Genomic DNA, 10,525 nt, shown 5'->3' with positions numbered 1-10,525 from the left:
GTTCATGGCCTACTGCGCCGGCACCGGCGGCTCGATCCTGATCATCGGTTCCGCAGCCGGGGTGGCCGCCATGGGACTGGAAAAAATCCACTTCTTCTGGTATGTCAGGCGGATCAGCGGTCTTGCCCTGATCGGCTACTTCGGCGGCATTGCCGTCTATATCGTCCAGTACAAGTTGTTCCACTGAGCAGTACAACAGCATGAAGAGACAGAAAAAGGCGGGGAGGAAACTCTCTGCCTTCGATTAGCAATTTCGGATTTCCAGATTCCGTTCCAGGCGGGGAGGCGCCGAGACCGATATTACGGGTGGATGAGCGTGTTCGCCTGCCGATATGCCTCGACCAGCGTCGAGAGCGGCAGGTCGGTGTGCCAGTGCCCGGTGACCCGGGAGACTCCCCACAAGAGGAAGATCGTCCCTAAGCCGACGGCGGGAATGTACCAGGGGGACCATGACTCCCGCCCTTTCCTCGTGACCGTCAGGCAGTCCTCGACGGGGCAGGCGGCAATGCACGACATGCACCCCGTGCACTCCGGAGTCCGGACGGAAGGTTTCTTGTGGACGGTGATCTCCACCGGGCAGGCGCGGGTGCACGCCTTGCAGTCCGTACAGCTCTCCGCGTCCCGGACGACCCGTTGCGGAGAGGCCCAGCTCACGAGCCCCAGAAGGGCGCCGTACGGGCACAGATACCGGCACCAGGAGTGCTTGATGACGACGGAGAGCGCCGCGAGGACGATCAGGGTGATCGCGGTCGCCCGCGAGATGTCCGCGAAGAAGAGGAGCATCTTCGCATCCGCCGCGTGGTTGTAGGTGGAGTTCATGAACTTGTCGATCGCCACCTCGTCCATGCCGATGCCGATCGCCCAGAAGAAGAAGGCCAGGAGCAGGTACTTCAGCGAGGTAAGCGCCAGGTCCACCCGGTCGTTCACGACGGTCACCCTCTCGCGATGCTTCCAGAGCGTCTTCTTCCCGATCCACTCGAGCGCCCGGGAGATCCCGCCGACCGGGCACACCCACGAACAGAAGACCTTCCGCGCCAGGAAGGAAGAGAGGATGGCCGCGATCAGGATGGTCAGCCCCGCGGGGTGGACCTTGTCGTAGTTGCCGGTGAGGAGCAACTTCTTGAGCCCGATCAGGGCGCTGATCGGGAGGAATCCCTCCACCGCGGGCGGGCGGTGCGCGGTGATGGGGCCGCCGGAGACGGCCTGCCGGTAGAAGGCGTGGAACTCGACGCCCACCAGGACGAAGAACAGGACGTAGACGCCCTGAACCAGCCAGCGGAGCCGCGGGAGAAGCTTGTACGGGTTGCGCCACTTGACCGCGGGCGCCTCTGCGGGCGGCGGGGCGGCCGGATCCGTCGGCAGGGCGGCAGGCTCGGGCATCGATCCGGTCTCCACAAGGTGAAATTGCCAATCTACTTTATCATTCCTCCTCCCTCCTTCCTTGACCTGCCTCAAACCCGGAAAGTAAACTGAAGCCGGGATCCCCGCGCAGGAAGGGAGTTTCGAAAAATGACCTTGATCGGGGAAGTTTACGTGGCGGATGTACTGGGCAAGACGGTCCTCGATCCGCTGGGCGAGGAGATCGGGACGCTGCGCGACATCGCCGTGGAAGGGGGGTCTCCGTTCCCCCGGGCGGCGGGCCTGGTCCTGGAAAAGAAAAAGAAGATGTGGTTCCTCCCCTGGGCGGACCTGAACATCTTCAACCGGCGGATCATCTCCTCGCGGAAGCGGGAGAGCGAACTCTCGGAGTTCCTGCCCTCCCACGAACGGCTCCTCATCCGGAAGGACATCCTCGACAAGCAGATCGTGGACATCAACGGCGCCAAGGTGGTCCGGGTCAACGACGTCAAGCTGACGGAAGAGGGCGGTGCGGCCTGCGTCACCGACGTCGACGTCGGCGTGCGGGGAATCCTGCGGCGCCTGGGAGTGGAGCGGCGCGGGGACTCCTTCTTCGAAGCGATCCGGCATCCGCTGCGGCACCAGCTGATCTCCTGGGAATTCATCCAGCCGCTGGAGATCAAGCTCGACCGGCTGACCTTGTCCGTCTCGAGAGAGGCTCTTTCCAAGATCCACCCCGCGGACATCGCCCAGATCATCAGCGGGATGTCCCACGAGGAGCGGAAGGGGTTCTTCGAGCGGCTCGACATCGAAACCGCGGCGGAGGCGCTCCACGAGCTGGAGCCGGAAGTGCAGGCCGACATCATCTCGGACATGGATAAGGAGCAGGCGGCCGACGTCATCGAGCGGATGCCGCCCGACGAGGCGGCCGACGTCATCGCCGACCTCTCCGCCGAGAAGGCGCAGGAGCTCCTGGGTCTCATGGAGAAAGAGGAAGCCGAGGACATCCACGAGCTGCTCGCCCACGAGGAAGACACCGCAGGGGGCCTCATGATCAACGAGTATCTGGCCTATCCTCCGGGGATCACCATCGGGGAGGCGATGGAGCGGTTCCGGAAGGACGCGACCGAGCTCGAGGCGTATTACTACATCTATGTCGTCGAAGCCGAGAAGCTCCTGGGCGTATTGGGTCTGCGCGACCTCATCTTCGAGGATCCGGGCAAGCCCATCAGCGACGTCATGCATAAAAAGCTGATTACCGTGCACGCCGACGCCGGACAGGAGACGGTGGCGGAGCTGATCTCGAAGTACAACCTCCTCGCCCTGCCGGTGGTGGACGATGAGAACTGCCTCCTGGGCGTTGTCACGGTGGACGACGTGGTCGACCTGCTGCTGCCCCCCGCCTCGAGGCGCAAGCGCCGCAGGATGTAACTTCACCCCGGGGACGTTCTTAAACTTTTTAAGGGAGGACGAATAAAGTAATTTACAGTCCGATGAGCCCGGGCAGGCCCGGGAAAAGCGTGACGATCACGAGCAGTCCAGTTAGAACGATCATGACGACCGTGGTCGTCCACGCGATGCGGTTGAACGATTTCGAGTTGACGTAATCCCCCATCAGTTCCCTGTCGTTGATCAGCTTCAGCATGTAGATGAGGACGAGCGGAAGGAGAATGCCGTTGGCCACCTGGGACAGGTACATGATGAGGATGAGGGGGGCGGACGGATACAACACCAGGATCGCTCCCGCGACGATCAGTCCCGTATACAGCCAGAAGAAGTGCGGCGCGGTCCGGAAATTCTTGTCGATGCCGGACTCCCAGCCCATCCCCTCGCAGACCGAGTAGGCCGTCGCCAGCGGCAGGATGGAAGCAGCGAACAGGGAGGCGTTGGCAAGGCCGACGGCGAACAGGACCGACGCATACTTTCCCGCGAGAGGAGAAAGCGCGAGCGCGGCGTCCTTCGCATCCGTGATCCGGATACCGGCGGTGAACAGGGTTGCCCCGCAGGCGACGATGATGGAAAGGGCCACGATGTCCGTCACGAAACAGCCGACGATCACATCCGCACGGCAGTATTTGTAATCCTCCACCTGGATATTCTTCTCTACGACGGCCGACTGCAGGTAAAACTGCATCCAGGGCGCGATCGTAGTCCCCACCATCCCGATGAGGAGCATGATGTACGCCCCGTCCATACGGATGTAAGGCGTGACCAGATTCAGGGCCACCGTCCCCCATGGAGGATGGCCCAGCCAGGCCGAGACGGCGTAGGTGAAATAGATCGTGGCCGCGATGAGAAAGATCTTTTCCACGACCCGGTACGTTCCCTTGACGACGAGGAACCAGACCGCAATGGCTCCGATCGGCACGGAGAGGTACCGGCTGATCCCGAAGATCTCCAGCGCGGCCGCCCACCCGGCGAACTCCGCCACCGTATTGCCGAGGTTGGCGATCAGGAGCGCGGAGAGGAGGAAAAACGTCAGCCGGACGCCGAACTTCTCCCGAATGAGGTCTGCAAGCGTCTTGCCGGTGACGACTCCCATCCGCGCCACCATTTCCTGCACGACGATGAGGGCGACGGTGATGGGAATGAGCGTCCATAGCAGGGAGTAGCCGTAATGCGCTCCCGCGATCGAATAGGTGGCGATCCCGCCGGCGTCGTTGTCCACCGATGCGGTAATGATCCCGGGTCCCAGAATGGTCAGGAAGGCGAGCAGCTTCTTTTTGTCGGGCCTCCGGAAACGCAACGGAATCCCCCTTTTCCGCCGGGATAACCCTCAAAAAATACCATATTCATCGCGGAGTTGGCCAAGCAAAAGGCATCTTTGGCAATCCGTTCGTTTGCCGGAACCCTTGATCGCTTAGGCGGGCTGCAAGCTCCTCCCCGTGGGCGCGGTCGCGGGTCTCGAGGAGAAGGACCACGGCGGAGGATCCCGGAGGACAATCGGGCGGCAGCCGGTCGTGCTCGATGCTCACCACGTTGGAGCGCTCTCGGGCGACCGCGGCAAGGAGCGCTGCCAGCGAGCCCGGGCGGTCCATCACCAGGAACCGCAGTCGTACGAGTCTCCCCGATCGGAATAGGCCCCGCTCCGTGATCTGCGCCAGGAAATTCACATCGATATTCCCCCCGGAGAGCACCATCACGGCGGGGAACTTCTTCGGAGGGCGCTTGTAGAGGAGGGCGGCCAGCGGTGCCGCCCCGGCGCCTTCCAGCGTGGTCTTCATCTCCTCCAGGGCGTAGAGGATGGCCGCGGCGATCTCCTCGTCTTCCACGGTGACGGCTTCGTCCGCATACCGGCGTGCCGCTTCGAACGTGCGTTCGCTCATCCCGGCCACCGCGATGCCGTCGGCGATCGTGCGCACCTGCGGGCAGGCCACGGGCCGCCCGGCCTCGAGCGACGGCAATAATGAGGATGCCCCTTCCGCCTGGACCGCCACCAGTTCCGCCTCCGGGTGCTTCTCCTTCACGGCCGCCCCGATGCCTGCCAGCAGCCCTCCGCCTCCCACCGGAACGTAGATCGTCCCCGGAATGCCTCCCGCATCGAGGAGTTCCAGCCCGAGCGTCCCCTGCCCGGCGATCACCAGCGGGTCGTCGAAGGGATGGACGACGGCGAACCCGGACTCCTTCGCCAGAGCGAGCGCATGCCGGGAGGCCTCTTCGAACGTTTCCCCGTGAAGGATGATCCGCGTGCTCTCCCCGCCTTCCCGCTGTGCGGCCGCCGACTTGGAGACCGGGGCCCAGACGGGCATCACCAGGGTGGCCGGGATTCCGGCCAGGCGGGCCGCGCGAGCGACGCCGCGGGCGTGGTTCCCCGCGCTGGCGGCGATCACCCCCCGCACCTTTTCGGGATCGAGGGAGAGGACCTTGCTCGCAGCCCCCCGGATCTTGAACGAACCGGAACCCTGGAGATTCTCGAGCTTGGAGAGGACCTTCCCGCCGAATCTCTCCGACAGGGGGTCCTCCTCGACCAGGGGGGTGGAGTACGCCAGCCGGTAGACCCGCTCCCGTGCCGCCAGCACGTCCTTGCGCCCGAAATCCATGCATCCCTCCCGGGGATGTTTTCCTTGCATGTCGGCAGTACCAGTGTATCCGTCCGTGAGAATCCGGGCCAGTGGCCAGTCCGGCCGGCCGGTTGCGGGCAGTGAAAATTTTTCTTGACAGGAATCCCGGATGATTGGTATATGTGAGCAACCATTTCATTCAAGGAGTCTCCCGAGTTGGATGCACCGGCAGGAAATCACGGCGGCGGGGTAGCGGAAAGAATTTCGTTCATCGACGGGGTGAGCGCGCGCGCCGCCCGGACCGCCATGCCGAGCGACCGGATGGTGAGGGCGCTTGCGGAGACCTTCAGCGCCCTGAGCGACCCCACACGCGTCCGGATCATCTCCGCGCTCGGGGGGCAGGAGCTCTGCGTTTTCGACCTGGCGCGTCTCCTGGGCCTGACCGGTTCGGCGATCTCGCACCAGCTGAGACTCCTTCGCGGGCAGCGCCTCGTGAAGTACCGCAAGGAAGGGAAGATCGCATATTATTCGCTGGACGACGACCACATCCGAAACCTCCTGGAGGAATGCATCAAGCACGTCTCCGTGGGGTGATATTTTTTTTCCATATGAATGAAACGCCTGCTCATATGTGTGCCAAAGGAGAAGAGCCGTTGGAGGCCATGGGGATCGAGGAATACGTCGATCGGATCGCCAAGGAGATGCACCAGCGGGTAGATCACCAGCGCCGCGTCTTCAAGCAGGTCCTCGCGGGTGGAAGGGATGCCTCGGGACCCAAGGCATATTGCCCCCTGGTCGACTGCGAGAGGCTTTCCAGGCTGCAGGCGGTCCTTCAGGAGACGATAGGGGTCCTCGAGGAGACGAGGAGCTCCTTCAAATCGAAGAGACTCGAAGCGTTGCGGAGGAAGTTGGTCGACATCCTGGCCGGAGTCTGACCGGCAAGGGGCGTTTTACGGTACGGATCGGGCCGCCCTGGATCGGGCCGCTCCATGAGCCGCACAGTGAAAGCGCAACTTGAGGGCGCGCGTTCCGGCGCGCCAAGGCTTTACGGGTTGTGGCTTCCAATCCTTTGTTCGAACAAAGGGAGCGTGCGGCTTGAACACCATTCCGAAAACGGATCGTTTCCACCCGTTTGTCCTTCCTTTTCTTTCCCGTCGAACGTGCGGGCTTCTCCCCGCCGCGGCGGTCCTTGCGGTTTTGGTCCTGTGCGTGACGGGACCGGCACGTGCCCATGATGATCCGCCGGACCCGTTGCGGTTCGGACCGGTGAAGCTGGGGCTGGACTCCCTGGTGCGGCCGGAAGCGGCGACGAACTTCAGCCTCGGGAGCTTCTCCTTCACGCCGGGGAACGACGAGGGGAGGATCCTGTTCCGCCTTCGTCCCTCGGTTACCGTGAGCCCTTCGGAGAACTTCTCCGCCCGCGTGGAAGGGCAGTGGTACGCCTTCTCCGACGACACGGACTTTTCGATCTTCAGCCTGTACCAGGGGTACGTGGAAGGCGTCGTGCCCGGCGTGAAAGGAGTCTCCCTCAAGGCCGGGCGGCAGGAGCTCGTTTACGGCAGTACCTTCCTGCTCGGCGCCGACAGTTTCTACGACGGCCTGACCTTCGACGCGGCGAAGCTGTCGTGGAAACCCGCGGAGAAGTTCTCCCTCGATCTGTTCGGCGGCCGATACGTTAAGAAATGGGCAGGAGGGATCGAAGGGAGGCTTTACGGGATCTACGCAATCTATAAACCTCGGGAGACGCTTTCGGTCGATCTATACGGCCTCCGCGACACCGGCGGGGCCGGGGAAACGCACGTGGGCGGGGAGCACGAGGTGACCTATTCGGTGGGGACCCGGCTCTCGGGCCGCATCGTAAAAAGCGCGGTTTTCGAGGTGGAGCCGGTCTACCAGTTCGGGAGGAAGAACCGGGACGGAGTGAGCCACAACCATATCAGTGCCTTCGGCGGCCATGCGGACGTGACCTTCGATCCCTCCCTGGGGCGGTATCCGGGGAAGGTCTTCCTCGCGTTCGCGTACGGTTCCGGCGACGGGAGTCCGCAGGAGGGGAAATTCACGGAGTTTCACAATCCCAACAACGACACCTCGATTCTCGGCGACATGAACGTGATCGGCGAGCTGGGCGGCCTGACGGTGGGAAGCGCGGCGGCCAGCGGCCTCCAGGTTTTCACCGCAGGCGGCGGGGTCGACCTCACGGCAAAGCTGAACCTGTCCCTGGACGGGCACTACTTCCGGGCCAACAAGGTTCCGGCCGGGTTCAGCAAGGAGATCGGCATCGAGACGAACCTGATATTGACCTGCAAAATCAAGGAAAGCATCTCCGTGCTGCTCAGCGGCAACCGGTTCTTCACCGGCGATTTCTTCAAGGACGCCGCCGGGAGCGTCAAGGACATCAATTACGTGTACGCGCAGCTCCAGGCGACGTTTTAACCGGAAGACACGGAGAAGGAGGAGAAAATGTTCGAGTCGTTCGTGATCATGCTCAGGGAGGGCATTGAAGCCGCCCTCGTCACCGGGATCGTTCTGGTCGTGCTCAAGCGAGCCGGTCGGCGCGATCTGGAGCGGCCCGTGTTCTGGGGTCTCGGACTGGCGGTTCTTGCCAGTGTTGCGGCGGCGATCGTTCTTCATTTCATGCCCGTCGGCGATGAAATCTACGAAGGAACCCTGTACTGGGTCTCCGCGTGTTTCGTCGTGTCGATGATGATGTGGATGCACCGCAAGGGGAAGATGCTCCGCTCCCGGATAGAAGGGCGCGTGTGGCAAGCCGTGGAGGCGGAGTCCGGCGGAAAAATATCGAGAGAGGGATGGGCGCTGGGCGCTTTCGTATTCCTCATGGTTTTCCGGGAGGGCGCGGAGGCGGTGATGTTTCTCGCGGCCGTCAACCTGACCACCGACGCGATCCTCGGCTTCGTCGGCTCGGTCCTGGGGCTTGCGGGCGCCGTGGTTTTTTGCGTGATGTTCGTCCGCGGCAGCCTCCAGGTGGACCTGCGACGGTTCTTCACGGTTACGGAGTGGGTGTTGGGCATCTTCGTCGTTCAGTTGCTGATCAACGGCTATCACGAATTCGCGGAGATCGCCATCCTTCCCGCGAACCGGACCAGCATGGCGTTGGTCGGGCCCGTTGTCCGGAACAACTCCCTCTTCATCCTGGCCCTCGTGGCGATCCCGCTCTTCATCTGGCTGACCCGGAAGCCCGAGCTCGTCGATCAGGAGGGAGACGTTTCGCAGGCCGCGAGAAGGGCGGAGATGGCAAGGATCCGGCGGGAGCGGTTCTACCGGCTCGGCGCCGTGGTCAGCGCGTTCGCAGTGCTGATTTCCGTGGGCATCGTGTATGCCCGGGAGATCGCGCCCAAGAATGTGCCGCCCCCGGAGCCCGTCGCCCGGGAAGGAGATTTTGCGGTCGTCCCGGTCGAAGCGCTTGCGGACGGCAAGCTCCACCGTCTGGGGTTCCTCGCCGACGGACGCCTGGTGCGATTCCTTGCGATGAAGACCACCGACGGGAAGATCCGCACCGCACTGGATGCCTGCGAGATCTGCGGCGCCTTCGGATATATCCAGGAAGGAGAAAACCTGTTGTGCCTGAACTGCGCGGCGGAAATCAATCCTTTCACGATGGGCAATTCAGGCGGGTGCAACCCGATCCCGCTCAAGTGCGAGGTCACGGCAACGCATGTCAAGGTACCCCTCCATGCGCTGGAAGAGAAGGCGGCGATCTTTGCCGCGCAGTCGGGATTGGAGGAAGTCGACCCGGTTTGCGGCATGCGCATAAGGCTGAATGAAGCGGCCGGTTTCGAGACGTACAACGGGAAGACCTATTATTTTTGCGGCATGGGAAAGTGCCAAGCCATGTTCAAGGCCGATCCGGGCGCCTACGTGAAGCGGTAAAAAGGCGGAAGATCCATGTTTTTCAGACTGCTGGCCAATTCATTGGCTCGAAGGATGACGCGAAAGCTCCTGGCGGCCTTCGCCGTCTGGGTCGGAATCAGCCTGATTCTGGCTTTCCTGGCCGTAAGCATCGACGTGGGGGACAAGATGAACCGGGAGCTCCAGGCGTTCGGCTCGAACATCAGGCTGGAACCCATTGCTGCCTCGGTTCCGGTCCGCGTCGGCGGACATGATGTCGCTTCAACCACCTCCCCGGCTTATCTGGAAGAGCGTGATCTGGTCGCCCTTAAGCGAATCTTTTGGAAGAACAACATCCTGGGCGTGGTTCCCCGCTTATGGAGCCGTGGAAAAGCCGAAGGCCGTGAAGTCACGCTGCTGGGAGTCTGGTTGGAGCAGAAAATCCCGGTGGAGGGGGGAGAACCTTTCGTAACGGGAGCCAGGCGGGTCTATAAGCACTGGCAGGTCCAAGGGGCCTGGCCTTCCGACGGATCCGCAGGGGAAGAGATCCACTCCCTCGTGGGGGACAGCCTGGCCCGGAAGCTGGGGGTTCGTCCAGGAGACAAGATCCGGATGGCCGCCCCCTCCGGCTTTGCCACGATCACGGTTGCCGGAATCGCATCGACCGGGGGGCGGGAAGACGATGCGATCATCCTCCCCCTTGCGGCCGCCCAGGCGCTCGCCGGCCTGGAAGGAAAATACTCCGAAGCCGATGTCAGCGCCCTGACGACGCCGGAGAACAAGCTTGCCGAGAAGTACCGGCAGGACCCCAAGTCCCTGACTCCTGCCGAGTACGAGCGCTGGTTCTGCACTCCCTATCCGGGATCGGTGGCGGCGGAGATCCAGAAGTCCGTTCCCGGGTCCGCGGCGCGCGTGGTCAGGAAGGTTTCCGAGACGCAGGGCGCCATCCTCACCCGTATTGAAGGACTGATGTTCCTGCTGGCGATGCTGACTCTTGCGGCCTGCTGCCTCAGCGTGGCCGGCGTGCTGACGTCGGCGGTCCTGGAACGCCGTGCGGAGGTTGCGCTGATGCAGGCGATCGGCGCTTCGAGAGAATCGGTGCTCCTCCTGTTCCTGAGCGAAGGAGCCGTCCTCGGACTTGCGGGCGGGCTGCTGGCCGCCGCCACGGGATCCTTTCTCGGCCAGTGGCTGGTGCGGGCCGTATTCGGAAGCGAGCCGGAACTCCATCCGGCGCTGGCCGTGCTTTCTCCGTTTCTCGGATTGATGATCGTCCTGGCCGGAAGCATCTGGCCCGTCTGGCAGGCGCTCAATCAGGATACGGCTGCGGTGTTGCACGGGAA

10 protein-coding genes are annotated in these 10,525 nt (G+C 63.0%); 7 read left to right on the top strand and 3 right to left on the bottom strand.

Translation table 11 applies throughout. The annotated features are described in order from the left end of the window. Positions 1-4: 4 nt before the first annotated feature. Positions 5-187, top strand: coding sequence for a hypothetical protein (locus tag A2Z13_06485; protein OGP79582.1), 183 nt, complete (start codon positions 5-7; stop codon positions 185-187). A 113-nt stretch (positions 188-300) separates the two neighbouring features. Here the strand turns inward: A2Z13_06485 and A2Z13_06480 are convergent, their stop codons facing one another. Further along, positions 301-1,380 (bottom strand): 4Fe-4S ferredoxin, encoded by a 1,080-nt coding sequence (locus A2Z13_06480; GenBank protein OGP79585.1) that lies wholly within the window; start codon positions 1,378-1,380, stop codon positions 301-303. Between the two features lie 138 nt (positions 1,381-1,518). Between A2Z13_06480 and A2Z13_06475 the strand changes: the two genes are divergently transcribed. Next, positions 1,519-2,769 (top strand): hypothetical protein, encoded by a 1,251-nt coding sequence (locus A2Z13_06475; protein OGP79584.1) that lies wholly within the window; start codon positions 1,519-1,521, stop codon positions 2,767-2,769. Between the two features lie 52 nt (positions 2,770-2,821). Here A2Z13_06475 and A2Z13_06470 read toward each other — a convergent pair whose 3' ends face one another. Beyond that, positions 2,822-4,090, bottom strand: coding sequence for an Mn transporter (locus tag A2Z13_06470; GenBank protein ID OGP79581.1), 1,269 nt, complete (start codon positions 4,088-4,090; stop codon positions 2,822-2,824). Between the two features lie 40 nt (positions 4,091-4,130). Beyond that, positions 4,131-5,378, bottom strand: a complete 1,248-nt coding sequence (locus A2Z13_06465; GenBank protein OGP79580.1) for a threonine ammonia-lyase — start codon at positions 5,376-5,378, stop codon at positions 4,131-4,133. A 267-nt stretch (positions 5,379-5,645) separates the two neighbouring features. Here A2Z13_06465 and A2Z13_06460 point away from each other — a divergent pair, with 267 nt between their 5' ends. The 5 genes from A2Z13_06460 to A2Z13_06440 form a co-directional block, all read left to right on the top strand. Then, the gene (locus A2Z13_06460) at positions 5,646-5,933 is read left to right on the top strand and encodes a transcriptional regulator (protein OGP79583.1); all 288 of its coding nucleotides are present in this window, start codon (positions 5,646-5,648) and stop codon (positions 5,931-5,933) included. A 59-nt stretch (positions 5,934-5,992) separates the two neighbouring features. Continuing rightward, complete coding sequence (locus A2Z13_06455) at positions 5,993-6,274, top strand: hypothetical protein (GenBank protein ID OGP79579.1); 282 nt, start codon at positions 5,993-5,995, stop codon at positions 6,272-6,274. A gap of 160 nt (positions 6,275-6,434) precedes the next feature. Next, the gene (locus tag A2Z13_06450) at positions 6,435-7,772 is read left to right on the top strand and encodes an outer membrane channel (protein OGP79578.1); all 1,338 of its coding nucleotides are present in this window, start codon (positions 6,435-6,437) and stop codon (positions 7,770-7,772) included. Positions 7,773-7,799: 27 nt separating this feature from the next. Then, positions 7,800-9,227 (top strand): hypothetical protein, encoded by a 1,428-nt coding sequence (locus A2Z13_06445; protein ID OGP79577.1) that lies wholly within the window; start codon positions 7,800-7,802, stop codon positions 9,225-9,227. A 15-nt stretch (positions 9,228-9,242) separates the two neighbouring features. After that, positions 9,243-10,525: hypothetical protein (locus tag A2Z13_06440; protein OGP79576.1), on the top strand; the 1,283-nt coding region annotated here is incomplete at its 3' end.

The organism is Deltaproteobacteria bacterium RBG_16_64_85 (genome assembly GCA_001798885.1).
In the GTDB taxonomy this organism is placed as follows: domain Bacteria; phylum Desulfobacterota; class Deferrimicrobia; order Deferrimicrobiales; family Deferrimicrobiaceae; genus FEB-35.
Note: the sequence above shows the minus strand (reverse complement) of the source record. Positions and strands in the feature narration are given on the sequence as shown.